This is a genomic window from Rahnella aquatilis CIP 78.65 = ATCC 33071 (assembly GCF_000241955.1).
GTDB classification, from domain to species: Bacteria; Pseudomonadota; Gammaproteobacteria; order Enterobacterales; family Enterobacteriaceae; genus Rahnella; species Rahnella aquatilis.
The window spans coordinates 1,752,371-1,778,622 of record NC_016818.1; the positions used below are offsets into that span (position 1 = coordinate 1,752,371).

23 protein-coding genes are annotated in these 26,252 nt (G+C 56.3%); 6 read left to right on the plus strand and 17 right to left on the minus strand.

The features are described 5' to 3' along the window. Nucleotides 1–70: 70 nt before the first annotated feature. Complete coding sequence (locus RAHAQ2_RS08000) at nucleotides 71–388, plus strand: PTS sugar transporter subunit IIB (RefSeq protein ID WP_015696733.1); 318 nt, start codon at nucleotides 71–73, stop codon at nucleotides 386–388. Nucleotides 389–710: 322 nt separating this feature from the next. Here RAHAQ2_RS08000 and RAHAQ2_RS08005 read toward each other — a convergent pair whose 3' ends face one another. Next, a complete protein-coding gene (locus RAHAQ2_RS08005; protein WP_015696734.1) occupies nucleotides 711–1,967 on the minus strand; it encodes a maltoporin in 1,257 nt (418 codons plus the stop codon). Between the two features lie 278 nt (nucleotides 1,968–2,245). Here RAHAQ2_RS08005 and RAHAQ2_RS08010 point away from each other — a divergent pair, with 278 nt between their 5' ends. Beyond that, complete coding sequence (locus RAHAQ2_RS08010; RefSeq protein WP_015696735.1) at nucleotides 2,246–3,316, plus strand: LacI family DNA-binding transcriptional regulator; 1,071 nt, start codon at nucleotides 2,246–2,248, stop codon at nucleotides 3,314–3,316. A 215-nt stretch (nucleotides 3,317–3,531) separates the two neighbouring features. Here RAHAQ2_RS08010 and RAHAQ2_RS08015 read toward each other — a convergent pair whose 3' ends face one another. From RAHAQ2_RS08015 to RAHAQ2_RS08055, 9 genes are all read right to left on the minus strand, one after another. Continuing rightward, nucleotides 3,532–4,080 carry an RBBP9/YdeN family alpha/beta hydrolase gene (locus tag RAHAQ2_RS08015; RefSeq protein ID WP_015696736.1) on the minus strand — a complete coding sequence of 183 codons (549 nt, stop codon included), beginning with the start codon at nucleotides 4,078–4,080 and terminating at the stop codon, nucleotides 3,532–3,534. Continuing rightward, nucleotides 4,077–4,916, minus strand: a complete 840-nt coding sequence (gene citG, locus RAHAQ2_RS08020) for a triphosphoribosyl-dephospho-CoA synthase CitG (RefSeq protein WP_015696737.1) — start codon at nucleotides 4,914–4,916, stop codon at nucleotides 4,077–4,079. The genes RAHAQ2_RS08015 and citG overlap by 4 nt, the downstream gene beginning before the upstream one ends. Continuing rightward, the gene (citX, locus tag RAHAQ2_RS08025; protein WP_015696738.1) at nucleotides 4,894–5,433 is read right to left on the minus strand and encodes a citrate lyase holo-[acyl-carrier protein] synthase; all 540 of its coding nucleotides are present in this window, start codon (nucleotides 5,431–5,433) and stop codon (nucleotides 4,894–4,896) included. Before citX ends, citG begins: the two co-directional genes overlap by 23 nt. Further along, complete coding sequence (gene citF, locus RAHAQ2_RS08030; RefSeq protein ID WP_015696739.1) at nucleotides 5,433–6,959, minus strand: citrate lyase subunit alpha; 1,527 nt, start codon at nucleotides 6,957–6,959, stop codon at nucleotides 5,433–5,435. The genes citX and citF overlap by 1 nt, the downstream gene beginning before the upstream one ends. A gap of 30 nt (nucleotides 6,960–6,989) precedes the next feature. Beyond that, nucleotides 6,990–7,865, minus strand: coding sequence for a citrate (pro-3S)-lyase subunit beta (gene citE, locus RAHAQ2_RS08035; RefSeq protein WP_015696740.1), 876 nt, complete (start codon nucleotides 7,863–7,865; stop codon nucleotides 6,990–6,992). Further along, nucleotides 7,862–8,152, minus strand: coding sequence for a citrate lyase acyl carrier protein (gene citD, locus RAHAQ2_RS08040; RefSeq protein WP_015696741.1), 291 nt, complete (start codon nucleotides 8,150–8,152; stop codon nucleotides 7,862–7,864). Before citD ends, citE begins: the two co-directional genes overlap by 4 nt. Before the next feature lie 15 nt (nucleotides 8,153–8,167). Then, complete coding sequence (gene citC / locus RAHAQ2_RS08045) at nucleotides 8,168–9,262, minus strand: [citrate (pro-3S)-lyase] ligase (protein ID WP_015696742.1); 1,095 nt, start codon at nucleotides 9,260–9,262, stop codon at nucleotides 8,168–8,170. A gap of 86 nt (nucleotides 9,263–9,348) precedes the next feature. Next, nucleotides 9,349–10,236 carry a fumarylacetoacetate hydrolase family protein gene (locus tag RAHAQ2_RS08050; protein WP_015696743.1) on the minus strand — a complete coding sequence of 296 codons (888 nt, stop codon included), beginning with the start codon at nucleotides 10,234–10,236 and terminating at the stop codon, nucleotides 9,349–9,351. A 36-nt stretch (nucleotides 10,237–10,272) separates the two neighbouring features. Then, entirely contained in the window at nucleotides 10,273–11,637 is a 1,365-nt protein-coding gene (locus RAHAQ2_RS08055; RefSeq protein WP_015696744.1) for a 2-hydroxycarboxylate transporter family protein, read from the minus strand. A 370-nt stretch (nucleotides 11,638–12,007) separates the two neighbouring features. On the opposite strand from RAHAQ2_RS08055, the gene RAHAQ2_RS08060 reads away from it, so the two are divergent. Together RAHAQ2_RS08060 and RAHAQ2_RS08065 are read left to right on the plus strand one after the other, a co-directional pair. Continuing rightward, complete coding sequence (locus RAHAQ2_RS08060) at nucleotides 12,008–13,675, plus strand: ATP-binding protein (protein WP_015696746.1); 1,668 nt, start codon at nucleotides 12,008–12,010, stop codon at nucleotides 13,673–13,675. After that, nucleotides 13,665–14,351: a response regulator gene (locus RAHAQ2_RS08065; RefSeq protein ID WP_037038781.1), complete on the plus strand. Its 687-nt coding sequence runs from the start codon at nucleotides 13,665–13,667 to the stop codon at nucleotides 14,349–14,351. The genes RAHAQ2_RS08060 and RAHAQ2_RS08065 overlap by 11 nt, the downstream gene beginning before the upstream one ends. Nucleotides 14,352–14,361: 10 nt before the next feature. On the opposite strand, the gene RAHAQ2_RS08070 is transcribed toward RAHAQ2_RS08065, so the two are convergent. Further along, nucleotides 14,362–15,792: an EmmdR/YeeO family multidrug/toxin efflux MATE transporter gene (locus tag RAHAQ2_RS08070; RefSeq protein ID WP_015696748.1), complete on the minus strand. Its 1,431-nt coding sequence runs from the start codon at nucleotides 15,790–15,792 to the stop codon at nucleotides 14,362–14,364. 232 nt (nucleotides 15,793–16,024) lie between these two features. Next, entirely contained in the window at nucleotides 16,025–17,473 is a 1,449-nt protein-coding gene (locus RAHAQ2_RS08075) for an AMP nucleosidase (protein ID WP_015696749.1), read from the minus strand. Nucleotides 17,474–17,600: 127 nt separating this feature from the next. Between RAHAQ2_RS08075 and RAHAQ2_RS08080 the strand changes: the two genes are divergently transcribed. Then, entirely contained in the window at nucleotides 17,601–18,242 is a 642-nt protein-coding gene (locus RAHAQ2_RS08080) for a glutathione S-transferase family protein (protein ID WP_015696750.1), read from the plus strand. Nucleotides 18,243–18,308: 66 nt separating this feature from the next. On the opposite strand, the gene shiA is transcribed toward RAHAQ2_RS08080, so the two are convergent. From shiA to RAHAQ2_RS08105, 5 genes are all read right to left on the minus strand, one after another. Further along, the gene (gene shiA, locus RAHAQ2_RS08085) at nucleotides 18,309–19,628 is read right to left on the minus strand and encodes a shikimate transporter (RefSeq protein ID WP_015696751.1); all 1,320 of its coding nucleotides are present in this window, start codon (nucleotides 19,626–19,628) and stop codon (nucleotides 18,309–18,311) included. A gap of 200 nt (nucleotides 19,629–19,828) precedes the next feature. Beyond that, a complete protein-coding gene (locus tag RAHAQ2_RS08090; protein ID WP_015696752.1) occupies nucleotides 19,829–20,527 on the minus strand; it encodes an RluA family pseudouridine synthase in 699 nt (232 codons plus the stop codon). Nucleotides 20,528–20,659: 132 nt separating this feature from the next. After that, nucleotides 20,660–22,168: a YfcC family protein gene (locus RAHAQ2_RS08095; protein ID WP_202946912.1), complete on the minus strand. Its 1,509-nt coding sequence runs from the start codon at nucleotides 22,166–22,168 to the stop codon at nucleotides 20,660–20,662. Next, nucleotides 22,165–23,100 (minus strand): N-acetylglucosamine kinase, encoded by a 936-nt coding sequence (locus RAHAQ2_RS08100; RefSeq protein WP_015696754.1) that lies wholly within the window; start codon nucleotides 23,098–23,100, stop codon nucleotides 22,165–22,167. Before RAHAQ2_RS08100 ends, RAHAQ2_RS08095 begins: the two co-directional genes overlap by 4 nt. Next, nucleotides 23,097–23,882 carry a hypothetical protein gene (locus RAHAQ2_RS08105; RefSeq protein ID WP_148267117.1) on the minus strand — a complete coding sequence of 262 codons (786 nt, stop codon included), beginning with the start codon at nucleotides 23,880–23,882 and terminating at the stop codon, nucleotides 23,097–23,099. Before RAHAQ2_RS08105 ends, RAHAQ2_RS08100 begins: the two co-directional genes overlap by 4 nt. A 590-nt stretch (nucleotides 23,883–24,472) precedes the next feature. Between RAHAQ2_RS08105 and RAHAQ2_RS08110 the strand changes: the two genes are divergently transcribed. Then, the gene (locus tag RAHAQ2_RS08110) at nucleotides 24,473–26,215 is read left to right on the plus strand and encodes an ROK family transcriptional regulator (protein ID WP_015696757.1); all 1,743 of its coding nucleotides are present in this window, start codon (nucleotides 24,473–24,475) and stop codon (nucleotides 26,213–26,215) included. The last annotated feature ends 37 nt before the right edge of the window (nucleotides 26,216–26,252 follow it).

A 26,252-nucleotide genomic window follows, 5' to 3' on the forward strand; every position in this document is an offset into this window, starting at 1 on the left:
TTTAACAGCGACGTGCAATCAGGTTCTCCCGGTTGCACGTTTTTTTCATTCCTGAAAGAGAGTGTTCATCATGGTAAATATTAAAGACTTTATGCATGTATTCTCTGCGAAGAATAAAACGCCTGACAATGAAGTTCCGCCATCGACTGACGTGGTGTTATTAATTGATGCCCTCGGCGGGCGCGAGAATATTATTAACGTTGATGCCTGCATTACCCGTTTGCGGGTGACCGTGAAAGAACTCAGGCGGGTGAACTCCGGCGCTATCCAGCAGACCGGCGCAATTGGCGTGGTGATTATCGGCCAGGAAGTGCATGCGATATTCGGTAAACAATCCGACAGCCTGAAGAAATTAATGACTGAGAAGTTTGGACTGAAAAGTAATTAAACTCTGTTGCTGAAACAATCCCAAAAATAAAGGCAGCCCGACACAAGGCTGCCTTTATTGTTTCTGCTTTTTATAAATAATAATAATGATGCTGCTGTGCGGAGAAAAAACGTAACGATCCCCTACAAGAGAAATTAAGTTTTTGTCTGTCGCTGTATAACAATGAGGATATTTATTTTTGTACAATATAACTTCACATTTCCAAAATTATTGGAGTTGTAGCCAGGCGGCAAGTGAACGAATCCCAATGAGCTGACAAGTGTCAGTGATTCGGGTGAGTAAACGCAGCCAACGCAGCAACAGCTTCAAGAATGAAGGAAATTTACCACCAGGCTTCGACCTGTACCCCAAAGTTCCACGTATCCGCTTTGGTATGGTCGTCAAAGGTATCGCCATGCTCAGAATCATTCAGATACGAGGCAAATACACGTAATTCAGGACGTGACATAAATTCCGGACCGGCTGCCAGACCCATCGCCAGGGTATATTTCTGACCGCCTTGCTTGCTGTTCGAACCATTCTTGTAATCATCTTTCTGATAGAAGGTACCGACTTCACCGATGGTACGCACATAATCAGTCCACTGGTATTGCGCGCGACCCACCAGTGAAACCAGCTCAGTGGTGTCGGTGTAATCCGTGATATTTTCTGCGTGGCCGTAGGTCAGCACATGGTTGAGGCTGAACTTACTGGTGATCGGGATCAGACCGGTGATGATACCGCGATAACCGCTGGCGTCATTGGTGTAGTTCCACATATCGTACCAGCCGCCGCCCTGCGAAATCATGTTCTGCGCCAGGCCCTTATTCGCATACTGCAACACCAGTTTGTTGTAGCCGCCCCACATGTCCTGACTGATTTCACCGGTCAACATCACGCCGTTATCCGCATCGTACAGACCGCCGTACTCTTTCTGGTCATGCGACAGGTTTGGCATGGCGTAGTCGGCACCGATTTCCATCCACGCACCGCTCCACGGTTTGATCCCGGCATAGCGCACGTCGATGTAGTTAATGTTCACATCGTTATTGCCATCCACGCGGTAATCCACGTCATTGGCATCGCCACGGATCCACGCCAGAGAAAGCGCACCTTCACCCATTTTCAGGTTCTCAATACCGGCACCGGCACCGGAAATGTTCCAGTATTTGGTATCGATAATGTGTAAGTCGTGGCGCTGGTAATAACGTTTACCGCCCCAGATCACCGCATCTTTATCCCACGGCACGAGCCCTTTGATTTGCAGATTCAACTGACGCAGGCCGAACTGTGCATCATCATTGAGGGTGTTTTCATCATCATTGGAGCCGTCAGACACCATACTGACCATAGAGTCGACATAAAAACTCACGTCGTCTTTCTTGTAAACTTCGCTGCCCAGTTCGACTTCGCCGTAGGTGTCATCTTCGTTACCCAGACGCCCGACTTTGTTTTTCTGGAATTGTTCCAGACCGCCACCGCCAGAAACCCCCAGCCCCGAACGCAGATATCCATGGAAATCAATATCATTTGCCACAGCAGGGCCCGCTGTGATGGCGAGGGAAACCGCCACAGCCAGAGTGCGTAAGTTGTGTTTCATTTTTTTTCCTTATGATTGTATGACGTTCACATTTACGGAATCTATAAGATACCCAGAAACAATAATGATCAATTTTACATATTGTGAAATGTGAGTTATGTCTACAACTTATGGATTAATGATAAATTATGAGTGATATAAATCACGATTATATGCAATGTTAACGTATAACTTATGCAGTGATGCGATGCCCGGATTGAACTTTTAAATGAGATCCCGTACGTTGGCTCGATTATCATAAGATTGCGTAAAAACACGGGTTGCGGTCTGGGGAAAGAATGAAATCAAAAAGTTCGACATTAGAAGATGTTGCCCGCTATGCCGGTGTCTCGTATCAGACGGTGTCGCGGGTGTTAAATAAGTCGGCCAATGTTTCAGATGCCACGCGTCTGAAGGTTGAACAGGCCATTGAAGTTCTGCGCTATGTGCCGAACCGGCTGGCGCAGCAACTGGTAGGAAAGCAGAGTTTTACCATCGGACTGGTCACCACATCACTGGCATTACACGCGCCGTCGCAAATTGCCGCGTCAGTGAAAAAATATGCCCATCAGGCGGGGTATCAGGTGCTGATTTCAATGATTGATGAAGACGTCAATCAGAGCATTCAGGACTCGATCAACGAGCTGAAATCGCAACGTGTTGACCGCATGATCATTAACATCCCGCTGGAAAGCACCGAGGCGGAACGGATTTATGAAAATAACCGCGACATTCTGTGTCTGTTTCTCGATGTCGATCCGACCAGCACAGTGTTTAACGTCTGCTTTAATCCGGCGGATGGCTCGCGTGCCAGCGTGGAATATCTGCATGATTTAGGGCATCGCGAATTTGCCTTGCTGGCGGGGCCGGAAGATTCCGTGTCTTCCCGTTTGCGTCTGAAAAGCTGGCAGGAAACGCTGGCAGAGAAGGGGATCCAGCCGGTGACCGTGATCCACGGCGACTGGAGCGCGAAAAGTGGTTATTACAGTGCGTTGCAGATTTTACGTGAAACCCCGCAGTTCACCGCCATGCTGGTGGGCAATGACCAGATGGCGCTGGGCGTGATCAGTGCGCTGCATCAGCACAATGTCGCCATCCCGCAGCAGGTGTCGATCATTGGTTACGATGACACCTACGACAGCGCATTCTTCCATCCCGCACTGACTACCGTGTCACTGGATCTCGATTTGCAGAGCAAAGAGGCGGTTGAACATTTGCTGGCTGACAGCCCCGAAGCGACCTCATCCAAAATTCTGCCCGCGAAACTGGTGGTGCGTAATTCCACCCGAGCGCCGGGGCAACAGGATAAAGATCTCAATCAGATAGCCGACCAGCTCGATATTCTGGCGCAGCAATTGCGGGGCCAGTAAGAAAACGCTCTGTTCGATTACGAATTGAAAATTAACGTTATAAAACTGATTAACCGGTAAAATGACGTGATGAGATGACGGTATGGCAGTGTTATATGCTGGGCTGGATCCCGCTGCTGGTGATGGTTTTCCTGTGCTGTCAGAAATCGCAGCCTGCGCCGACCACACAAACCCGCATTGTTGAGTAACGTCACGCTGAAAGCATTATTGCGCATTTAATCCGACAAGTTTGCCGCCAGTTGCGCGGCAAACACCTCCAGTTTTGCCAGCCCCCACGGCCAGTCGCCGAATCCTGATTCCACGTTGATGTGTCCGGCTTCGCCGATATCGGCCAGCTCGCAGCCCCATGCCTGTGCCCAAAACTCTGCCCGGCCGAAAGACAGCAACGGATCGGTGTGACTTGCCACCAGCAGCCCCGGCACGGCCAGCGGTGCCGGGAAAATATCATCATCGAGACCGAACCGCATGGGCTCGGCGGGGGCGACCAGTATCACACCCGCCACGCGTTGCGGATGACGGTTCGCCCACACCAGACTGGCGAGTGCGCCAAAACTGTGGCCGATCAGCAACAGCGGGGATGTGGCCTGTTTTTGCTCGCGATCGATGGCGGTGATCCAGCCCTCGAGATCAACCTGCGCCCAGTTGCGTTGTTTTATACGCAGCCAGTGCGGATGCTGCTCATGCCAGCGGCTTTGCCAGTGTCCGGCCTCGCTGTCACGTAATCCGGGCACCAGCATGCGGGTGAATTCAGGGAACGAATTCATTGCGGGAAAGCCATCAGCACGGTGGCAATTGCCAGTAAATCAGCACTGCCGCCGGGGCTGAGATGTCGGGCGATCAGCGCCTGATCCATCTCCTGTAAATCCTCTTTCTGCCAGCCCGATGTCAGTAACCGGCGGGCATAATTTTGTACGAAATGTAATCCGCTGAGCCCGCCGCGCGCCACCAGATTGGTATCCGGGTTATACGCCATAAGACGCAGCAGGGCGTTCAGGCTGCGGCGTTCAGGATGGGTTTCGCTGTACCAGTGCGGAAATACGTGACGGCGCAGGGTAAGGAAACCGCTCTGCACTTCGCCACGGGCACCGGTCATGCCGTGCGCCATAAACAGCCGTTCACCGGCAGTCACCGGCTGGCGGCAGCTTTGTAATTCACGTTCAACCAGCCCCTGCGTCATGGCGGCCACTTCAGCGCATAAACGGCGACGGGTCAGTGGCTGGCTCTGGCCGGTCAGCCTGCCTGCGGCGGTGCACAATAATCCCAGTGAAAAGATACCGCCTTTATGCGTATTAACGCCTTGTGTGGCACCGAACATCGCCTGTTCGCAGGCTATTCCGGTCGGGCGGATGCGCGTCAGCATCGCCTGCGCGGGGTGCAGGAAATCCTGCTGACCGAGGGTGAAAAACTGATGCAGCCAGGGCGTGATAGCGTCAATGCTGCGCAGAAACAGCGGTAAATCCATGTCGCGGTGCGAGCCGTTATTGGCGCTGTCCACCAGACCCGGTTTGGGCGTCAGCCAGACTTCACGGCGCAGCGCATCGGCTGCCAGCGTGGCGATGTCAGCACAGCCAGGGCGCTCAGCGCGTGCGGTGCCAGCCATCAATCAGTGCCTCCACTTTAGCGATAACGTGTGGCAGCGGATGCCGACGCGAACGGGAGCAGGCATGCGCAGGACCGTCGCAAATCAGGCACCGGCGGCTGGCATTGTCCAGCGAACGGCGACCAACAACGCCCGCCTGCGGGCAGATCACATCGAAATCCCATAAACGCCCGAGAGCATGTGAGTGTTCCAGTTCAACCGTGGCGGCTTTCACTTCCGGTGCCGGATGTGCCACACACCAGAACGCTTCCGCGCCAGTAGGCAGCCAGAAAACCTGATGTTTCAGCACCGGCCAGCCGTGTTGCAGCAGCATGACTTCGGCATGTTGCAACGCCTCGCGCATCACCTGACGGTAGCTCACGGAATCTTTCACCGGCCCCGGCGTCACCAGCGTCAGTGAAATCAGCGGCTGTGAGAATTGTGTCAGCCAGTCGGTTTGCCGTTGGGCACGCAGTTCTTTTGCTGCCAGCAAATCCTCCAGGCTGACGCCTGCATCAGCAGGCGTCATGATGGTCATTATGCGTCCTCTTTTACCTGGTGAACCACATCGATCACGCTGCCGTCGCGATAGCGGATAACACCCACGATGTGGTCGGTGAATTCAATCGGTTTCGGTTCGCCGGTCAGGGAAATCGCCCGCTGATAAAGGGCTTCGATATCCATGATTTTCAGACCCGCCTCTTCCAGCCGCTGCCGGATTTCCGGACGTGCCGGATTGACGGCAATCCCGTGATCAGTCACCAGCACATCAATGCTTTCCCCCGGCGTGACGCGGGTGGTGACACGACGCACCACGGTCGGAATGCGGCTGCGCAGTAAAGGCGCGACGACAATGGTCAGATTGGCCGCACTGGCGACATCGCAATGACCGCCGGACGCGCCACGCATGACACCGTCGGAACCCGTGATCACGTTAACGTTAAAGCCGGTGTCAATTTCCAGCGCACTTAAAATGACAATATCCAGTTGATCGCAGCTCGCCGCTTTCGCGCCCGGATTGGCATACACATTGGTGGAAATCTCGATGTGCTGCGGGTTACGGCTGAGTGACGCCGCCGCCTGGCCGTCGAAACATTGCGTATCCAGCAGCGTTTCAATCAAACCCTTTTCATGCAAATCCACCAGACTGCCGGTGATGCCCCCGAGGGCAAAACGGGCGGTGATCTGGTTGCGTTCCATTTTCTCTTCCATGAAACGGGTACAAGCCGTAGCCGCTGCGCCGGAACCGGTTTGCATCGAAAAGCCCGGTTTGAAATAACCGGAGTATTCGATGACTTCAGCCGCCGTGCGGGCGATCATCAGTTCGCGCGGATTACTGGTCACCCGCGCTGCGCCGACGCTGATTTTCGCCGGATCGCCGACCTGATCGACTTTAACGATGTAATCCACCTGATCCTGCACCAGGCTGGCGGGCATATTAGGGAAGGGCACCAGTTCTTCGGTCAGCAGCACCACGGTTCTGGCGAACTGCGCATCCACCATCGCGTAGCCCAGCGAACCGCAGCAGGATTTACCGTGCGTGCCGTTAGCGTTGCCGAATTCATCGCTGCATGGCACGCCGAGAAACGCGACATCAATCTTCAGTTCGCCGTCCTGCAACAATTTAACCCGGCCGCCGTGCGAGTGGATTTGTACCGGTTCTTCCATCAGTCCGTGAGAAATGGCATCGGCCAGTTTGCCACGCATTCCCGAGGTATAAATACGGGTGATGACGCCGCTGCGGATAGGTTCGATCAGCGCATCGTTGCAGGTCATCAGCGAGCTGGACGCCAGCGTGAGGTTTTTAAAACCGAGCTTCGCCAGTGTGGCGACGACGTTATTAATGACCTGATCACCTTCACGGAAAGCATGGTGGAAGGAAATGGTCATGCCGTCTTTCAGGCCGCTGCGGGCAATCGCCTGTTCCAGAGAATCGCAAAGTTTACGGTGCAGGCGGGCATCGGGATCGGAAAGATACGGCGTATTGCGGTGCGCACCGTCAAAGGCAGTCAGATGCCTGAGCTGCGGATAAAGGCTGTGCAAAGTTTCAGTTAAATGACTCATTATCTTGATATTCCTGTGCAAAATTGAGGGCTAGCGACGGATGCCGGATGCACTGGCGCGTTCCAGTACCACCTGCGCATGGTTAATGATCGGGCCATCGATCATCTTGCCGTTGAGCGAAATTACGCCCAGACCGTTGCGCTCGCCTTCCTCTGCGGCAGCAATCACGCGGTGCGCATAGTCGACATCTTCCTGCGTCGGCGCGTAAGCGTTATGCAGCAACTCAATCTGTCGCGGGTTGATCAGGGATTTGCCGTTAAAGCCCATCTTGCGGATCAGTTCCACTTCACGCAGGAAACCGGCCTCATCGTTGATGTCGGAATACACCACATCGAAGGCGTCAATTCCGGCGGCGCGTGCCGCGTGCAGCACGGCGCAGCGGGCATAAAACAGTTCGGTACCGTCACCGCGCTCGGTTTGCATGTCCATCACATAATCGAAAGCCGCCAGCGCGATGCCGATCAGACGCGATGAGCAGCGGGCGATCGCCACGGCGTTAATCACGCCAATGGCCGATTCGATGGCAGCCATGATTTTGGTCGAACCGGGTTCACGACCGCAGTCTTTCTCGATGCGTTCGATATGTGCTTCCAGCTCAAAAATATCGTCCGGCGTATCGGTTTTGGGTAAGCGCACCACATCCACTCCGGCACGTACCACGGCCTCGAGATCTTTAAGGCCAAAGGGGGTGCTGAGCTGATTGATGCGCACCACGGTTTCAATATCGCGATACATCGGGTGTTGCAGGGCATGAAATACCAGAATGCGTGCGGTGTCTTTCTCGCGCAGCGAAACGGCATCTTCCAGATCGAACATGATGGAGTCCGGACGATAAATAAATGCAGTGGACAACATGGCGGCGCTGGCTCCCGGCAGGAACAGCATGCTGCGGCGGAGTTTTTTCATCGTAACGTCTCCCAGTTAATCTCTTCAGCCTGTGCCGCGCGCAGCACCGCACTTTGTACCCTGGCGCGGATCACACAATCGAGCGCGCCTTTATCTTCGATAATCAGTAAGCCTTCGGTCACGCCGAGGGCGGCGAGTGTCTCGCTGACCACGCTTCGGATCTGATCACCAAACTGTTTGATGACTTCACTGTTGATCACCACATTCAGCTCACTGGCCGGGGCGATTTTGACCAGCAAATCGCTGGATTCAACCGTGCCTGCCAGCGCCTCCTTCACAATTTTCATCGATTTTTCCTGCTGTTAACAAAGTGAGGGTGAAATAATATGGACATCGTCATGCACCGGTTCAGCGGGCGCAGTGGCGGAATAATGTTGCTCAAGGTGCGAGTAAGTGCCGGGCGGGACAATGTCGCGGATACGCGGTAACTGATGCGCCCGGAGCAACGCGCGCACTTCAGATGCCGAAATGGCCCGGCCGCTGGCGTGACGTTTGCGCGGCAACTCAACGACCTTCAGCGGTGGCGATGCCAGGCGGTCGGGTGCTTCCAGCCAGTCATGCATGTCGCAGTTGTACTGATGAGTCACCGGGCAGAAAGGCTCGCTGCCGACAAAACGGTGCGTAATCCCTAACGCCGGTGCGATGTACTGACGGAAAATCAGTAAATCCATCACGCTCCACGCCTGATTCACCAGCCCGGCGTCCTTGAGGAAATAGCCGGGGAAGGTTGCGCGGGAGATCAGATATTCAGAACCGGCATGCACCGTCACGTTGGGCAGGTCTGCGACACCCAGACGGACCATGGCAAGGCGCTCCTGAAACGGGAAATACGACACATCTTCGCTGACCACAAACACATGCAACCAGTCGCAGGTTGCCGCTGCCTGTTCTGCCAGAAAGCGATGCCCGAGGGTGAACGGGTTCGCGTTCATCACCACGGCACCGATGCGCTGACCGTGGTGGTAATGGCGCTGCAACCCGCGGCAATACTGGCTGATGCCCACCGGTGTGTTTTCCATCAGCACGGCAACGTCATCCCATTGCACCAGCGGGTAAAATCCGCAGCCGCGAAAGCGCTGCAGATTCGATGGCCGCGTATAGAGAAATAAATGGAATTTGCCGCCGGACACCGCCAGATTTTCCACTTCACCCAGCAATCTGGCGCTGAGATTTTCCCCGCGCCAGTCGGCGGCCACGGCGACGCATTTGATCGTGTTGCTGACCAGACCGGCGCAGCCGACCAGCCGGCGGCCGGAGCAGGCCACCACGAACTGCTCAATGTCGTCATCCATGCCTAACTGGCTTTGTTGCAACAGGGCGCGGATATCCTCCAGCATGCCTTCCGGCGGCTGGCTGACACTGATGACATGAAAGTCCGGTTCGTCACGGCTGAACATAATGCGTTCCTGATGTCGGGTGTAAGTCAAAGTAATGCTTAAAACGCCGGGCGGAGCGCCCGGCAAGGTCAGTGGGTTTTAACCGGTTAGTGAGCTGCCTGGGCATGACTCACCTGACGGCCAGCGGCAACCTGCGTGTCTGCTGCGACAATCACATTGCTGAGATGACCAATCTTTTCGATTTCTACTTCGATACGGTCGCCGGGTTTCATAAACAGCGGTGGTACGCGCTTTTTACCCACGCCACCCGGCGAACCGGTAATGATCACGTCACCGGCACGCAGCGAGGTAAAGGTGCTGATGTACTCAATCAGTTCGGCGACTTTGTGGATCATGCTGCGGGTGTTGTCGTCCTGTACCATGTGACCGTTCAGCCAGGTACGGATCGCCAGTGTGTGCGGATCAGGGATCTCATCGGCGGTGGTCATCCACGGCCCGAACGCGCCGGTCTGCGGCCAGTTTTTACCGGCAGTAAACCAGGTGTGCTGCCAGTCGCGGGCAGAGCCGTCCATATAACAGCTGTAGCCAGCGACGTGCGCCAGAGCATCTTCACGAGCGATATTTTCCCCGGCAGAACCGATGATTACCGCCAGTTCACCTTCGTAATCAAACTCGACAGAACGGCTCGGTTTGATGACGGGAGAGTCGTGGCCGGTCTGGGAATCAGCAAAGCGGACGAACAGTGTCGGGGCCGGATTATGCTGATCAAACTCTTTACGCTTTTCGGCGTAATTCATGCCGACACAGAGAATTTTTTCCGGATTCTGGATCACCGGCAGAAAAGTCAGGTCGTCGAAATCCACATCAGCGGGCAGGGTAGCCAGCGCCTGAGCCTGTGCCAGCGCATTGCCCGCCAGCAGGGCCTTGAGGTCCGGATAACGCTGGCCGAGATGGCGGCCGAGGTCGATCATGCCGTGCTCTGTTGCAATGCCGTAGGACTTGCGCCCCTGATAAAGATAACTTGCCAGTTTCATAAAAAATGTCCTGAATTAAAAAGGGTTAGCGCGGTATCAGACGAGGAAATTGCCGAGCACCAGCAGGGCAACTGAGACATTGATGGCCCCGCCAATACGTGTGGCAATTTGGGCAAACGGCATCAGTTGCATGCGGTTACCTGCAGTCAGAATGGCGACGTCACCGGTACCGCCCTGGCCGCTCTGGCAGCAGGAAACGATGGCCACATCAATCGGGTGCATACCAATTTTCTTGCCGACGAAGAAGCCGGTGGTGACCAGCGCGGCAACGGTGCTGATAATGACCAGCAGATTAGAAACCGTGAATGCGGCGACCAGTTCATTCCACGGTGTGATGGCCACGCCGACGGCGAACAAAATCGGATAGGTGACGGATGTCTGGAAGAATTTGTAAACCACCTGAGAACCTTCCAGCAGGCGGGGAGAAACGCCGTGCGCCAGTTTCAGGCCAACGGCCGCAAACAGCATGCCGACCGGTGCCGGGAGGCCAGTCAGTTTGTGTAACAGCATGCCCACCATATAAAGCAGAACAGCCAGTAATGCGCCTGCAGCAATGGTGGTGACATCGGTTTTACCGCCGGTAACGGCCGGTGCATTGCTTTGTGTTGTGGCATTTTTAGCAGACGGCATCAGCTGGCCTTCGCCGGTCAGGTGCGGATACCGTTTACCTAACTGATTGAGCGAGCCGGAAATGACGATAGCCGTCAGGCTGCCCAGCATCACGATAGGCAAGATGCGGCCCAGTGCCACGCCCTGATCCATATGCAGTAAGGTCGCGTAACCGATGGAAAGCGGAATGGCACCTTCACCGACGCCACCGGCCATAATCGGTAAGATCAGGAAGAAGAAAATCTGGAAAGGTTCCATGCCCAGCGCCAGACCGACGCCCATCCCGGTTAACATGCCGATCACTTCACCGCACAACATCGGGAAGAAGATGCGCATGAAGCCCTGAATCAGCACCTTGCGATCCATACTCATGATGCTGCCGACGATAATGCAGCAGATGTAGAGATACAGAATATTGGTGCTTTTATAGAACTTGGTGGTGGATTCCACCACGACATCCGGCAGCAGGCCGTAATAGACCAGCGCGGAAGGAATGAACGTGGCGCAAATCGCCGCCGCGCCCATCTTGCCGATGAAAGGAAGGCGTTTGCCGAATTCGCCGCAGGCGAACCCAAAGAACGCCAGCGTGGCGACCATGACCACGATGTCGCTCGGCAGTTTGCCGTCGAGACAATCTATTGCGATAAGCAATCCTGCCATGGCAAACAGCGGTAAAGGTATAATGCCGATTTTCCAGGTGTCGAGAATGTGCCACCATTTTTCTTTTAATGAGAGCTGTTTTGCGGAAGAAACTCCCGCGGGAACAGAATAAGTGTCGTCGGTTGTACTCATGATGAATCCCCTGTGTCAATTTGTGCAGGGAGTGTAAAGGAGAGAGTAACCGGTAATATGTGAGGTGCCGCAAATCAGAAACGGTATTTTAAAGGAGTGAAAGGTTTTTATGGTTTTAATTGATTTAAAATGCGCGGTGATTTTATTTTTTCGTGGTTTTTATGGTGTTATTTGTAATTATAATATTACTGTTAATTTATGGTGAAATAGCTGTTGTGAATTATGTGCTGTGTTGCCAAGGGCTTGCTGTGCCTGACGGTGTTCTGCGGCATGCCTCGCAACTTTGATGCTTCGCGCTGACGGAAATACCGCCGGGTGATAATATCTGCGCACTGTTTATTAATATCATTGTCCGGTTATAGGTTCCCCGATGCGGTTCCGTCCTTCATTTCAGATAAAGCTTTTTGTTTATCTTGTCATACTATTTATGGCGCTGTTTTCGATAGTGGGTATTTATTACTATCACGATATAGAACGCCAGTTATATGAAGATATGGGTATTCGTGCAAAAGTTCAGGCAGAGGAAATTGCACTTATTCCCTCATTAATTACCGCCGTTGAAAATAAGGATGTTTCAGCAATTAACCGTTTAATGAAGAATATTTCTGCGCACAGCGATGCCAGCTATATGGTGATCGGCGATGGTAAAGCGATACATCTGTTTCATTCGATTTATGCCGACCGCGTGGGAAAAACGCTGGTCGGGGGTGACAACGAGGACGTGCTGGCGGGCAAAAGCACCACCACCATCCGGCTCGGTGGCATCGGGCTGTCGCTGCGCAGTAAAGCGCCGATCATGAATGCGCAAGGCAAGGTGATGGGTATCGTTTCTGTCGGCTATCTCACCAGCCATATCAATAGCCTGACCGTTGAAAAAGCCATCCGTATTTTACTGGCGGCCGCTACCTTGCTGCTGGCGCTGTTTACCTTCTCATGGTTTTTTTCACGTTCGATTAAACGGCAGATGTTTTCGCTGGAGCCCCGGGAAATCGGCCTGCTGGTGCGTCAGCAAAAGGCGCTGATGGAGTCGATTTACGAAGGGGTGATCGCCATTGATGCGCAGTTGCGCGTGGCGGTCATCAACCAGGCGGCCAAAAAACTGCTCAACCTTGACGTGCCGTCCCGTGAACTGCGCGGTCAGCCGCTCGGGCAGGTCATTGCGCCGGTCAGTTTCTTTGACCCGCAGGTCATGCTGGAAAAAGACATTCATGATGAAATCTGCCTGTTTAATAACCTGACGGTGATCGCCAGCCGGGTGCGGATCATGCTGGAAGATCAGCTTCAGGGCTGGGTCATCACTTTTCGTGATTGCAGCGATATCGACCGGCTCAGTATCCAGTTGAGCCAGGTGCAGCGTTATGCCGATAACCTGCGGATGATGCGGCATGAACAGCTCAACTGGACAGCAACGCTCGCCGGGCTGCTGCATATGGGGCGTTACGATGAGGCAATTCGTTATATCGAAGCACAATCTGAAAGTGCACAGGAATTACTGGATTTCGTTTCAGAGCGATTCTGTTCGCCAAGGTTATGCGGCCTGTTACTTGGGAAATATGCCCGTGCACGGGAAAAAGGGGTCGAGCTTGAATTTGATCCTGCCTGTGAATTAACGCATCTGCCTGCCGCGCTCAGTGAAACCGAACTGATGTCGATCATCGGAAATCTGCTGGATAACGCCATCGAAGCCACGTTACTGCGCGGCAGTGAGGCCGGACCGGTAGAAGTGTATGTCGTTTCCGGCACAGATGAACTGGTGATTGAAGTTGCGGACCACGGCATCGGGATTGCGCAGGACAGACGTGAGCAGATTTTTTCGCTGGGCGAGACATCTAAAACGCAAGGCGATCACGGACTGGGGCTGCATCTGGTTGCCAGTTACGTCAGCCATGCTGGCGGAACCGTTGAGGTATCCGACAACCCACCGACCGGCGCTGTTTTCTCGGTCTTTATTCCGGTCTGCCGCCCTGAAGACAACGGTGGCTTTATGCCGGTAATCCCCGACCAGAAGAACTGGAAGAGAGCAAATGATGCAAGCTGAAATGATTGACGTAATGATTGTTGAAGATGAAAACCAGCTGGCACAACTGTATGCCGAACTGATTGATAATCACCGCTGGTTGCGGCTGGTGGGGGTAGCATCCACGCTGCATGAAGCGAAAGTGCTTATCGCAGAGAAGCGTCCGCAATTGCTGTTGCTGGATAACTATTTGCCGGACGGCCAGGGGATTTCACTGATTGAGGATGACCTGCTGAAGAAAACGCACTGTTCGGTGATTTTTATTACCGCCGCCAGCGACATGAACACCTGCAGTCAGGCGATCCGCTGTGGTGCGTTTGATTATATCCTCAAACCGGTGTCGTGGAACCGGCTGCAACAATCGCTGGACCGCTTTATCCAGTTCAGCCAGACGCAACGGACATGGAAAGTGGTGGATCAGCAAAACGTAGACAGTCTGTATCAGCTACAGGCGAAGGATTTTACGCCGAAAGCGGGCAACAAAGGCATCGAGGAAAACACGCTGAATCTGGTGGAAGGCATCTTTATGCAGGATGCCGGACGCTGCTATTCAGTGGATGAAGTGGTCAGCGAAACGAAATTGAGTAAAACCACCGCCCGACGCTATCTCGAACATTGTGTACAGAAAGGGGATTTGAAAGTCGAAATGCTCTACGGGAAAATCGGTCATCCCCGCCGGATGTACCGGCGGGCATAATAGCAGAGGGTCATTCTGTCCTTTTGGCCTTCGGGTATTTCCACAACCAGCGGCCGCTGGCCATACGCCAGTAGAAAAACAGGCCGCGCACGATCCAGTCGAGGAACATCCCCAGCCAGATGCCGACGACGCCGAAACCCAGGACGATCCCGAGGAAATAGCCCACCACAATACGGCAGCCCCACATCCCGAGCATCGAAACATACATGGTGAAGCGGGCGTCACGCGCGCCTTTCAGGCCCGCAGGCAATACCCACGAGGCGGCCCAGAAAGGCATAAATGCGGCGTTCAGCCAGATCAGGATTTTGACGACGTCGATTACATCCTGTTCATTGGTATAAAACCGTGCCAGCAAACCGGCAAAGGGCACGGAAAGAAATGCCAGCACACACAACCCGAAGGTGGACAGCCAGAAAATATGCCGTAACTGACGTTCGGATTGGGCGATTTGCCCTTTGCCCAGACGGGTTCCGACGATAATGGTCGAGGCAGACCCCAGGGCGTTCCCCGGCAGGTTGATCAGTGCCGCAATGGAGAAGGCAATAAAGTTACCGGCAATCACGTTGGTGCCCATGCCAGCAACAAAAACCTGCGTCAGGAGTTTACCGCCGTTAAACAGTACGGATTCAATGCTGGCCGGAATACCGATGCCTAAGACTTCGCGCAAAATATTGGTATTGAGCGGCAGAAAATAACTTTTCAGCGAGATTTTCAGGGAAGGATTGAAACCGATCATCAGCACGAAAATGACGGCCACCGCGCCGATATAACGTGAAATGGTCAGCCCCAGTCCGGCACCGATAAAGCCGAGGCCGTGCCAGCCTAAACAGCCGTAAATCAGCACGCTGCTGATCACCAGATTAAGGATGTTCATGCCGCCATTGAGCAGCATGGGGATCTTAGTATTACCGGCACCGCGCAAAGCCCCGGAACCGATCAGCGCGATAGCCGCAGCCGGATAGCTCCAGCTGCTCATTTGCAGGTAAGACAGCGCCAGTTCTTTTACCTCCGGCTCGGCATTGCCGGCGATCATGTCGATAATCACATGCCCGGAAAATTGCAGAAGTATCGCCAGCAGGACCGCAAAAACGGTCATGATCGCCAGTGACTGACGGGCTGCCGCACGGGCACGTTCGTGATCGAGTTTGCCGAGGCTGAACGCCACCACCACTGTGGTACCCAGATCCACCGCGGCAAAGAACGAAATCACCACCATATTAAAACTGTCGGCCAGACCCACGCCTGCCATCGCTTCCTTACCCAGCCAGCTGACCAGAAAAGTACTTAATACGCCCATCAGCAGGACGCAGGCATTTTCGAAGAAAATAGGCACCGCGAGGGGCGTTATTTCGCGCCAGAACAACGTACGGTAAGAACGCCGCTTCGGATACCAGGGCGTGCGCTCGATGGCTTTGCGCAAAGAGACGATGACGTTTTGCAAGAGAGTTCCAGGATGGCAGAAAGTAGAACAGCGTTTTAAATTATGATGGTAAAAGACTGTGCATTATGCAAAGTCTTTTTTAGGAAATCCTTAATTCCCCGTCATATTTCGTGCCGCAGATGCGTTGGCTGCGTTTAATAACCCGAATCACTGACGTAATGTAAGCTCATCGGGATTATCAAACTTGCCGCCTGCCTGCCACCCGAACTATTTAGGGGGATCAGAGTGATTATCAGCGGAAAGGCGGTTCATTAAATGTGCGCAATTTGCGTGAATGCAGATGATCGCCCTCCGCACGCAACAGGTCGATGGCGCAGATACCGATTTGCAGATGTTCGGAGATGGCCCCTTCGTAAAATTTGTTCGCCTGACCGGGCAGTTTAATTTCACCATGCAACGGTTTATCCGACACGCACAGCAGCGTGCCGTAAGGCACCCGGAAGCGGTATCCCTGTGCGGCAATGGTCGCGCTTTCCATATCGACGGCAACGGCGCGACTGAGATTAAAACGCAGCGCCGAGGCGGAATAACGCAATTCCCAGTTACGGTCATCGGTGGTCACCACCGTGCCGGTACGCAGGCGTTGCTTGACCAGCTCACCCGGCATGCCGCTCATCATTTTGGTCGCGTCATACAAGGCACGTTGCACTTCAGCAATGCTGGGGATCGGGATATCCGGCGGCAGTACGGCATCCAGCACATGGTCATCACGCAAATACGCATGCGCCAGCACGTAATCACCGATCGCCTGTGTTTCACGTAATCCGCCGCAGTGACCAATCATCAGCCAGACATGCGGACGCAGAACCGCCAGATGGTCACAAATGGTTTTGGCATTGGCCGGGCCGACGCCGATATTTACCAGCGTAATCCCCGCACCGTCGCGGGCAATCAGATGATAGGCGGGCATCTGATGTTTTTTCCAGGCCAGATCAGACACTGCCTGTTCAGGGTTTTGCGTTTCCGCCGTGATAAATACACTGCCCGCGCAGGCCAGAGCTTCATACGGGCTTTCCGGATCAGCAATCTGCGCACACGCCCAGCTGACAAACTCATCGACGTACCGGGTGTAGTTGGTGAATAACACATACGGCTGGAAATGTTCGGTGAGCGTGCCGGTGTAATGGCGCAGGCGTGCCAGCGAGAAATCAGCGCGCAGCGCATTGAAATGGGACAGCGGGAAGGTGTCGCCGGGATAATGCAGGCCGTCTGCGGTTTCATCGCCTATCTGCGACAGTTCTGTGGTCGGGAAATGCTTCGCCAGCCCGGCACTCATCGATCGGTCAAGCGTCAGATCCGAGCCGTCAATCACATACGAATAAGGGATTTCCTGCTGTGACGGCACCACTTCAATCACCGCATCATATTCCTCTTCCAGCAGGGAAAGCTGTTCCAGCAGATAATCACGGAACAGCTCAGGATGGGTGATGGTATTGGCATAACGGCCAGGATGCGAAAAACGGCCATAAGCGCGGGTCGGGTTTTTGGCTGGCGTCACGCCATCCCAGCTAACCCGCAGTTCCGGATAAACAAACAGCCCGGCAGCACGCGCTGTGATATCAGGCAACGTACCCTGAACGATGAAATCTTTAATCGCATCCCGCAGGGCGGCCACAGAGTCGTTGTACATCTTTTCGAGCTTCTCAATCGCCTGTGAGGGGGTGAGGGACTTGTTATCCATACGCTTTTCCTTTGGGCTTCGTTTATCGTCATTCATTCTAAATATGGCTTGTCTGCACGGTGTCGCCAATGTTTTATTAGGGTACAAGAGCCGGATGGTGCTTTTATGAACGAACAGGGGGAAGTGAATGATTCGGGTATGGGGCAGAAAAACGTCGTCAAATGTGCAGGCGCTGATGTGGTGTATCGGGGAATTAGGGCTGGAGTATGAGCGGTTTGACATCGGCCATAAATACGGGGGGAATGACACCCCGGAATTTCTGGCGATGAACCCCAATGGCACGGTTCCTGTGATCCGCGATGGTGAAGGCCAGCCGCTGTGGGAAACCGGCGCCATCCTGCGTTATCTGGCAGGAAAATACGGCGCTGATGAATTCTGGCCGCAGGACCCTGAACGGCGTGCCGAAACCGATAAATGGACAGAATGGGCAAAAATCAGCGTGGCGATGAATTTCACTACGCCCGTATTCTGGATGGTGGTGAGAACGGCGGCGAAAGATCAGGATCATCAGGCATTAGAAAAATCATTGCAGCATCTTAATAAGAAGCTGGCGATTGCCGAAGTGCAGATTGCCCGGCATGGCTATCTTGTCGGAAGTGAATTCACGCTGGCTGATATTCAGTTTGGCCACAGTTTGTATCGCTACTTCGATATCGCCATTGAACGGCCATCCTTCCCGGCGATTGAACACTATTACCAAAAACTCACACAGCGCCCGGCGTTTGCGGAACATGTGATGATCTCTTACGAAGAACTGCGGGTGGTATAAATCTGTTTCAGGTGCAAAAAAGCCCGCTTAATATTTTTAAGCGGGCTTTTCTAAAGGCTTTGCCGCTTAGCGTGGCTGTGTTGTTTTCATAAAAATCGCCGTGAGGGCGGAAAGCAAACAGCCTGCCATCAGATAAATGGCGACGCAATGCCATTCACCGCCGGAGAAATTCAGCAATGCGGCGGCAATAAACGGTGTAAATCCGCCCCCCACCACGCTGGCAACCTGATAACCCACACCCGCACCGCTGTAGCGGTAACCGGCGCCGAACATTTCTGTAAACATTGGCTGCTGTACGCAGACCACCATATCGTGAGCGATATTTGCCAGCAGCAGCGAGAAAATCACCACGCCGACAATAGAACGGGCTTCCAGCGCCATAAAGAACGGAAAAGCGCTCAGCGCGCCGACTAATGCACCGGTGATGTAGATGCGGCGGCGACCGTAACGATCTGCCAGCCAGGCGAACAGGGGGATCGTCAGGCAACTGATACCGCCGACCAGCAGCCCGATATTCAGAAACAGCTCACGCGACAGCCCCAGATTGTGCGTCGAGTAGTTAAGGGCGAACGCGGTGACAATGTACATCGTCAGCAGTTCGCACAGGCGCAGGAGGATGATTTTCAAAAACGCGCCGGGATGGCGCAACAGCGCTTCAAATACCGGCAGACGTTTTTTTGCTGCTTCGGGTCGCTTTTCCTGAGCACGTTCGAACTCGACCGACTCTTCCATGCCATTGCGCACCCACAGCGCGCCCAGCACCAGCACAACGCTGAACAGAAACGGCAAACGCCAGCCCCAGCTGAGGAACTGCGCGTCGGTGGTCAGGCTGCTTATCAGCGACACCAGACCGGTCGCAAGCAGCAGGCCGACGCCATATCCCATCTGGATCCCGCTGCTGTAGAACGCTTTTTTACCGGCAGGCGCACTTTCAACGGCCAGCAGTGTCGCGCCACCCCATTCACCGCCCACGGCAAACCCCTGAATGGCGCGCAGGATGACCAGCAGGGCCGGAGCCCACCAGCCAATCGTGGAGAAAGCCGGAAGAATACCGATACACGCGGTGGCAATGCCCATGATCCAGACGGTCATCATCAGCATCCGTTTACGGCCCAGACGATCGCCAAAATGGCCGAAGACAATGCCGCCGAGCGGGCGAAAAAGAAAGCCGACGCCGAAGGTGGCAAAGGCCGCGAGCGTGCCCATTGCCGGGTCGATTTGCGGGAAAAACTCGCTGTTAAATACCAGTGCCGCAGTGATGCCGTAGAGCAAAAAATCGAACCAGTCTACGACTGCACCGACGAAGCTGCCCCAGGCAGCACGGCGGGCACGGTGACAGGAAAGTGTCTCCTCATCGGGGCGGGGGGCAGTGAGCATGGAGTCCATAATTGTCCTGTCTGTTCCTCAGATTCCTGAAATTTTTGGTTATTAAAATAGTTAAAAGGTTATTCATTTGGCGCAACGCTTAACAAAAACCGTTACTGAGACTACAGCGTCAACCGTCAGGTTAAAAACGCTTTTGCAAAACGAAAGGGGACTTTAGCGCAGGGAACGGGCCCGGCAGGGCATTACAGGGAATTTGGCTTTCAGAACGGGCTGGCATTGCGGGCTTCGATCCGTTCCCCGTTAACCGGATGTACAAAATGCAGTTCGCTGGCGTGCAGCATCAGCCGCGGGGTCTGTTCGGTGCCCGGCAGCAGGCGGCCGCCATACAGATCACAGCCCAAAATAGGATGGCCCAACTGCTGGCAGTGAATGCGAAGCTGATGAGTGCGTCCGGTCTCCGGGGTCAGTTGTACCCGCGTCAGTGGCAGTAACGCGCCATTTTCCGACTCATGATAAAAGCGCTCAACCACCCGGTAGCCGGAGCGGGCGGGCTTGCCGTGGATGGCGCAAATTGACATCAGCGGGAACAGCGCCGGGTCCTTGGCGATCGGCGCATCTGCCATCCCTTCGTCATGTTGCAGATGTCCGCACAGCAGGGCGCTGTACAGTTTGGTCACTGTGCGCTGACTGAATTGCTGGCAGAGGGCGGCATTGATGGCCTTATTGCGCGCAATCACCATCACCCCGGACGTCCCGAAATCCAGGCGGTGGACCAGCGTACAGCCCGGAAATATCTTTACCAGCCGGTGATGTACGGAATCAAGGTTTTGCGGATTTTTCCCCGAGAGGCTGAGCAGTCCGGTGGGTTTATTGATAAGCACCAGATGCTCGTCCTGATAGAGGATCTCGATCTGCTCATGACAAGGCGGGGCAATAAAAGTATCGATAATCGCAGACATCGGGCTACCGGATAAAGAGTGGGAACGGATGATAGCGAATTTTAAAGCGGGTGGCGAATCTGGCGGTTCACCTGGCAGATCAAGGGATGGCAACAGAAAATCCCCGCCGAAGCGGGGAGAGGTTAACGCTTATTACAGCGCGGCGCCGAGCACCAGAAACAGGCAGTTGAGCACGACCAGCAAGCCGAGCAGTGGCAGCACCCACAGCAGATAGCGCGTATAGCTGACTTTGGCCAGCGCCAGTCCGCTCATCACGATGGCTGAGGTGGGCGAAATCATCGCTATTGTACCGACCGCGCACTGAAATGCCGTCACCACCATTTCGCGGCCGACGTCGGTAAAATCCGCCATGGGTGCCAGCACCGGCATCGCCAGTGTCGCCAGCCCGGACGAACTGGGTACCAGGAACGACAGCGGCATGATCAGCAGATACATCAGGACATTGAAGGTGCCGGAAGGCGCGCCGCTCGCCAGACTTTCCATGGAGTGCAGCACCGTGTCGGTGATCTGCGCGTTGTGCATAATTACCGTGATGCCACGCGCCAGCACGATAACCAGCGCGGCACCCATAAAGTCGGCGATGCCCGCCAGCATAGCATTGTAGAGCCCGTTGCCGCGCAGGCCGCCCAGCAGGCCGGTCACTATCGACATAACAAAAAACAGCGCGGTCAGCTCGGGGAAGTACCAGTCCAGTTGCCAGGACCATGAGGTGGCGTCCGGTCCGGCGATCACCTGCGCCCAGGGAATGATGGCGAAAATCATGAAGACGAATGTGGCGGCGAAAGTCAGCATCACGCCTTTCTGGCGGCGGGTCATAGGCGGTGGCAACTGCAATCTGGCCTGCGCCAGCTCCCGGTCCTCAGCGGAAAAGCCTACTACCGAATGTGCGGCGTTGCGCTGCACGCGGCGGGCATAGCGCACCACATACAGAATGGCGACGGCCGTCAGCACGATAAACATCGCGAAGCGCAGACCGATGCCGCTGCCCATCGGCACGCCAGCACCCGCCGAGGCTGCGCCGGTCATGAACGGATTGACGGTGGAGTTCATGTTGCCCACCACCGATCCCACCAGAATCACGCCCACCGCTGTCATCCGATCGAAGCCGAGCCCCAGCAGCAGCGGCACCAGCAGCGCATAGAAGCCCAGCGTTTCTTCACCCATGCCGTAAGTGGAGCCGCCGATGGCGATAAGCAGCATCACCATGACGATAAGCAGCCCGCCGCGCTGTCTGAAGCGCTGCGCCACATGTCCGAGACAGGCGTCAATCGCGCCGGTTTTCGTCGTTGTGACGATAAAGGCGCCCAGCGACAGCACGTAGAAAAATACGCCGATGGCACCGAACAGGTTACCGCTCTCGTAGGGACCGACATGGCCTGCCGCATTCTCCACGCCGTAAAGTCCGTTCACCGGTGCCAGAAACAGTTCTTTGATCCGCTGCACGGTGGTCAGCGGACTGGCGGTAACCTGAAAGCTGCCCGCCACCGGGCGACCGTCCGCCATGTGGTATTGTCCGGACGGAATGATGAACGTCAGCAGCCAGACGACGGCGGTGATGACCAGCAGAACGGTGTAAGTGTTAGGAAAGCGCCAGGCTTTACGGGTCGCCGGTGCGACGGCGTTTTCATATTCAGACATCATGCACCTCGTGAAACGGAACGGACTAAGGAAGGGGCGACCAGGCGGCGCGCCAGCGCGACCCCGCCCATAACCGGCGGACACGCTAACAACAGCAGCGACAGCCGGGGATCGTGTTTGCGCAGACGCGCGGCCAGCCGGTCGAACAGCGGCGGCTGATGGCGGATTACGCCGCCCGCTGCCACCACGCAGTCGACTCTGGCACCGCGGCGGCACAGCCGGGCGATAAGCTCCGCCAGCGATTCGGCCGCAGCATCGACCACGCCCGCCGCCAGAGGCGAACCGGCCTGCAGGCATTCGAAAATAACGGACGCGTGGCGACTCCAGGCGCTGACAGGCTGGCGCAGCAGTTGCGACGGCAGGTCCAGCAGGTGGTCCACCTCGAAGACGCGCGTCAGCGCGATGGCGAGCGGATCGTCGCTGTGACCCCGATCCCAGTCTGTCAATACCGCGCGGATCCCTTCACGCACCAGACCGCTGGCCCCGCCTTCGTCGCCCACCAGCCAGCCCCAGCCGCCCGCCAGCAGCCAGTTGTCTTCCGGCCCCAGGGCCGCCGCCACCGAACCCGTACCGGCAATCAGCCCGGCCGCGTGTGGCTGGCTGGCACACAGCGCGACCAGCGCCGCGTCGTTAACCACCCGACACACGCTGTCGGGAAAGTGATCCGCTATCAGTGCCGTCATGCGCGCGCATTCGTCGGGCGTATCGCAGCCGTGCGCACCGATGCCTATCGCCGGTGGCGGCGAGGCGAGTCCGGCCTGTCCGGCGGCGAGGGCAATCAGCTCAGCCATGCGCGCGGCCTTGAAGGCATAGCTTTCGCCGCCCCAGCGTCCGGTTGGCCACTGCGCGTCCACCCGCGCCTGTCCGGCGCTGTCTTCGATGCGAATATGAATTTTGCTGCCGCCTACATCCATTCCCAGCCAGCTCTCTGTCATGACGCGACCCCGCTGATTTTGGTGTCCAGCCGTGCGACAACACCGGCATCGATATCGCGATCCAGAACCCGGCCCAGCGCGATCGCCAGCAGATCCATGACCAGTATTTCCAGCGCCAGCCGCTGCAGCGGCGGCAGGACCGGCAGTTGCACTGTCTCCGCGCCGGGCAGCGACACGGCTTGATCTGTCACAAGCAATATCGGTACACCGAAAGGTACAAGCTGTTTCGCCAGCAAGATTTCCCGTTCGCCGCCGATCAGCACGTGTGCGGTGCCGTGACCAACGGCATCGGTCATGCCGTGCAGATAGTGGCGGGTTCCCATGCCCATCGCTGCCATTTTCGGCCCTTCGCGCAGTAACAGTGCGCCCTGTTCAGCGGCGCTGAGACTGGTGCCGCCACCGACGAAATCGATACAGCCGGTCTGGCTGGCCTGCTGTGCGAACCGGTCCACGGCCGCCCGGGCGGTATGCCTCACTGCGTCCAGTTGCGCGGGCAACTGACGCCAGCCTGTGCTGCAGTCGCGTCCGATCAGCGCATCCGTCAGCAGGCCCAGACAGACGCTGGTGGCCAGCAGCGCCACGGAGGACATGCCGGAATCGATCAGCGTGCCGAGCCAGAGCGTGTCGGCGCTCACCGCCGACAGCGGCGAGTCGGCCTGATTGACCAGCGCCAGCCGCCGCCCGGGGCGCTGCTGTTCCAGCACTCTCACGACTTCCGGGCTGCGTCCGCTCTGAGATACGCCCAGATACCAGTCTGCCAGCGGCGGCGTGCCGGCAGGCATGTCGTCACCGTTGCTGCGTAGCGCCTGGTAACCGGCCGCCCGCAGTTCATGCACCGGCGCGGCGAGCACCGCATAGGATGCGCCGATACCGGCAAACAGTAGCGTGCCGCCGCGCAGTGCGGCGATATCCAGTGTGTCGAGCCACGCCTGCGCTCGCTCGCAGGTCGACTCCAGCACGGCAGCCTGCCGGGCGACACCCTGGGCGAAAGGGATTAAAATTTCTGTGCCGGTCATGTCATCATTTCCCTGTAGTGTTAAGGATGAAACTTTTATGTCTCAAACAACTTCGCACAGTTTGTTCAGCGCGGGAAATGGCATAATAAATTGATAAAAATCATATAATTGACGTTTTTATGTCGCATTTTTCTCGTATCATTTCTGCCGGTGAAGACAATTTTCTCCGTGATCACTTGACCGGGGGGCATCATCTCATGCATAAAAATTGACCTTAATACCATAACATTGACCGCAGTAGCCCGCAGCAGCAGCGGAGCGGCAAGGTAAATAAGTATTCCCTATGATGGAGTCGCCCGTTTCGGGTGAATCCGCCCCGCTGCACACCGTGCGGTTAACCGCGTAAAGGAGAGAGAATGGCTCATTCATCATGGCCGGTGCTGGTGCTGGCCCGCGACCACGACGCGGCAGTGATTAGCCGGGCGCTGAAGCGGCGGCGGCTGCAACGTCTGGCGCGTGGCGTCTACAGCGGTGACATTGACACCCCTGCTGACATCATCGTCAGACGTTATCTGTGGGAAATTGCCGATTATTTCTTTCCGCAGGCTGTGGTGTGCGGGGCGAGTGCAATGCGGGCCGATCCGGCCGCGGGCAGCGTCATCGATCTCTGTCATTCGCGGCGGCGGCCGGTTGTCCTGCCAGGGATAACGCTGCGTCCTCAGACCGGTGCGCCACGCCAGTCTGACGACACGCCGCTGCACGGATCGCTGTGGCTCAGTTCGCCCGTGCGCAGTTTGTTGTGGTTTTTCAGCCAGCCGGTGGCCGCACGCGACAGCGGGCTGCTCTACGGCTGGTGGCACCGGCAGGAGGTGGATCGCCGCGAGCTGCTGTCCGGTCTGGCGCAGCGCGCTCATGCACTGAATCAGCAGGCGGCTGTGGCGGAGGTGACGGCGTTTTTACGCCAGCGCGCCGGGGATACTCTGCCGGACGGGGAAGGGCCGGGGCCGTCTGCGGCGCTCAGTGTTACGGCGCAATTGCTGGCGATCGAACTTATCGCGCTGGGCGGCGCGACTCAGTCCGAGCTGACGGCAAGGCTCGGCATGGCCAAAAGCACGGTGTCTACCGGTCTGCAAGAGCTACAGCGTCACAGTTCGATCGTCGCCACGGCCGGCGCCAGAGGGCGCGGTGCCAGTGTTTATCAGCTGGCGCGTCAGGCTGGGTGGGTGCTCGGTGCGGATATCGGCAACAGTCAGGCGCTGTTTATCGCCCGTAGTCTGGACGGCCGGCAACTGGCGCTGCGTCAGTTCACCAATGGCGCGTCCGCGCAGCTTGTGATTGCGGCGGCCGACGCCATCGCCGCACTGCGTCAGGAATTGTCCGCCTTTGGTCCGCTGCTGGCGGTGACGGTGGCTTTGCCCAAACCGGTGCGCCCGGATGTGCCGCTTTCCGGACGCGACGGTCCGTCGCAGGCCGGACTCTCGCCGGATGCCATTCTGGCACGGCTGCCGATACCTGAAGGCGTGCATCCGTTGGTGGAAAACAACGTCAACTGCGCGGTGGTGGCCGAAGTCAATCACGGCATCGGCCGGGGGCTGCAGGATGTCGCTTTCCTGCAGATAGGCGAACGCATCGGTTGCGGCATTATTGCCGGGGGCGCGCTGATTCACGGCGCGCGCGGCTGCGCCGGTGAAATCGCCGACCTGCCGTTTCCCTGGAGCGAGCGGGAGAAACCGGGCGAGTTGCTGCTTGAGCAGCATCTGGCGCAGCGCGGATTTCTGGATAGCTTCAACGCACGCCGGCCGCCGGGCGCTCCGGCGGTACGCTCGCTTGAGGCGCTGCTGGAGCGGGCGGCACGCGGCGAACCTGTCGCCCAGCAGGCGGCGCAGCATTACGGCGAGCAGATCGGCTTTCTGGCGTTAGGTCTGGTGGCGATACTGGATCCGGCAATGATCATTCTCGGCGGCAGCGTCGGCTCGAACCGGTTGATTGTCGCGGCGGCGCGGCGGACGGTTGCCGCCATATCGCCCTATACCACCGTCGCCGCCTCGCAGTTTGGTCATCTGGCGACGGCGGAAGGGGCGGCTCAGCTGGCGCTCGAGGCTGCGCAGCGCAAACTGCTGGGCAAGGCGGTGCGGCCGCGCCAGGGCGACGCGGTCTGATCTGATGCGGACAGGGACAGAAATTTATGCGATTTGT

What these genes read in the sequence shown, in the direction of transcription:
- RAHAQ2_RS08000 (WP_015696733.1), top strand. Translation starts at nt 71, where the DNA reads ATGGTAAATATTAAAGACTTTATGCATGTATTCTCTGCGAAGAATAAA.
- RAHAQ2_RS08005 (WP_015696734.1), bottom strand. Translation starts at nt 1,967, where the DNA reads ATGAAACACAACTTACGCACTCTGGCTGTGGCGGTTTCCCTCGCCATC.
- RAHAQ2_RS08010 (WP_015696735.1), top strand. Translation starts at nt 2,246, where the DNA reads ATGAAATCAAAAAGTTCGACATTAGAAGATGTTGCCCGCTATGCCGGT.
- RAHAQ2_RS08015 (WP_015696736.1), bottom strand. Translation starts at nt 4,080, where the DNA reads ATGAATTCGTTCCCTGAATTCACCCGCATGCTGGTGCCCGGATTACGT.
- citG (WP_015696737.1), bottom strand. Translation starts at nt 4,916, where the DNA reads ATGGCTGGCACCGCACGCGCTGAGCGCCCTGGCTGTGCTGACATCGCC.
- citX (WP_015696738.1), bottom strand. Translation starts at nt 5,433, where the DNA reads ATGACCATCATGACGCCTGCTGATGCAGGCGTCAGCCTGGAGGATTTG.
- citF (WP_015696739.1), bottom strand. Translation starts at nt 6,959, where the DNA reads ATGAGTCATTTAACTGAAACTTTGCACAGCCTTTATCCGCAGCTCAGG.
- citE (WP_015696740.1), bottom strand. Translation starts at nt 7,865, where the DNA reads ATGAAAAAACTCCGCCGCAGCATGCTGTTCCTGCCGGGAGCCAGCGCC.
- citD (WP_015696741.1), bottom strand. Translation starts at nt 8,152, where the DNA reads ATGAAAATTGTGAAGGAGGCGCTGGCAGGCACGGTTGAATCCAGCGAT.
- citC (WP_015696742.1), bottom strand. Translation starts at nt 9,262, where the DNA reads ATGTTCAGCCGTGACGAACCGGACTTTCATGTCATCAGTGTCAGCCAG.
- RAHAQ2_RS08050 (WP_015696743.1), bottom strand. Translation starts at nt 10,236, where the DNA reads ATGAAACTGGCAAGTTATCTTTATCAGGGGCGCAAGTCCTACGGCATT.
- RAHAQ2_RS08055 (WP_015696744.1), bottom strand. Translation starts at nt 11,637, where the DNA reads ATGAGTACAACCGACGACACTTATTCTGTTCCCGCGGGAGTTTCTTCC.
- RAHAQ2_RS08060 (WP_015696746.1), top strand. Translation starts at nt 12,008, where the DNA reads ATGCGGTTCCGTCCTTCATTTCAGATAAAGCTTTTTGTTTATCTTGTC.
- RAHAQ2_RS08065 (WP_037038781.1), top strand. Translation starts at nt 13,665, where the DNA reads ATGCAAGCTGAAATGATTGACGTAATGATTGTTGAAGATGAAAACCAG.
- RAHAQ2_RS08075 (WP_015696749.1), bottom strand. Translation starts at nt 17,473, where the DNA reads ATGGATAACAAGTCCCTCACCCCCTCACAGGCGATTGAGAAGCTCGAA.
- RAHAQ2_RS08080 (WP_015696750.1), top strand. Translation starts at nt 17,601, where the DNA reads ATGATTCGGGTATGGGGCAGAAAAACGTCGTCAAATGTGCAGGCGCTG.
- shiA (WP_015696751.1), bottom strand. Translation starts at nt 19,628, where the DNA reads ATGGACTCCATGCTCACTGCCCCCCGCCCCGATGAGGAGACACTTTCC.
- RAHAQ2_RS08090 (WP_015696752.1), bottom strand. Translation starts at nt 20,527, where the DNA reads ATGTCTGCGATTATCGATACTTTTATTGCCCCGCCTTGTCATGAGCAG.
- RAHAQ2_RS08095 (WP_202946912.1), bottom strand. Translation starts at nt 22,168, where the DNA reads ATGATGTCTGAATATGAAAACGCCGTCGCACCGGCGACCCGTAAAGCC.
- RAHAQ2_RS08100 (WP_015696754.1), bottom strand. Translation starts at nt 23,100, where the DNA reads ATGACAGAGAGCTGGCTGGGAATGGATGTAGGCGGCAGCAAAATTCAT.
- RAHAQ2_RS08105 (WP_148267117.1), bottom strand. Translation starts at nt 23,882, where the DNA reads ATGCCTGCCGGCACGCCGCCGCTGGCAGACTGGTATCTGGGCGTATCT.
- RAHAQ2_RS08110 (WP_015696757.1), top strand. Translation starts at nt 24,473, where the DNA reads ATGGCTCATTCATCATGGCCGGTGCTGGTGCTGGCCCGCGACCACGAC.